We start from the raw sequence: 536 nt of genomic DNA, 5'->3' as shown, positions 1-536 counted from the left end.
GACCATCAAACCTGTATTAATGACTTTATTCGTTATGTTGATGAAGTGATTAACAGTCTTCGCAGTGAATTTGAGAAAAACAAGTCAACCATCAGTACAAAGCCAGCAAGTTATAGCATCCCCATCAGAGACACTAAGCTGTCACAACACCGTGAAACCACGGCTGTCGCTCAAGCAATGTCCGTGGTGACGTTACATGATGCTCTAGCAGGTTTTGTTACTTCAAAAGAGAAGTCAGGCATTAGACCACTCTCTATTAAACAACTTGAACAGCGAACCTGTCACTTAATTAAGTTACTGCCAACAATCGGTAACCGGTCACCAAAAAGCACTCAAGCTATTTGCGTTAACGATATCACCTCGGCTGATGCGATGAAGTACCGTGATGAGCTACTCACACAGGGCAGAAGCTATAAAAGTAATAAAGAATACTTAGCGGCCGTATTTCAGTTTTTTAAGTGGTGCAAGTTAATGAACTACTGCAGCCATAACCCTTTTGAAAACGTGACAGTAGGGCAAAAGCCCAAAGTTAAAGC

The 536-nt window shown here is 41.8% G+C and carries 1 protein-coding gene; it reads left to right on the top strand.

Annotated elements, in window-relative coordinates; translation table 11 throughout:
* Window positions 1–536: hypothetical protein (locus AB4160_RS11775; protein WP_372004732.1), on the top strand; the 536-nt coding region annotated here is incomplete at both ends.

It is taken from the genome of Shewanella sp. 10N.286.51.B8 (genome assembly GCF_041469325.1).
Lineage (GTDB): Bacteria > Pseudomonadota > Gammaproteobacteria > Enterobacterales > Shewanellaceae > Shewanella.
Note: the sequence above shows the minus strand (reverse complement) of the source record. Positions and strands in the feature narration are given on the sequence as shown.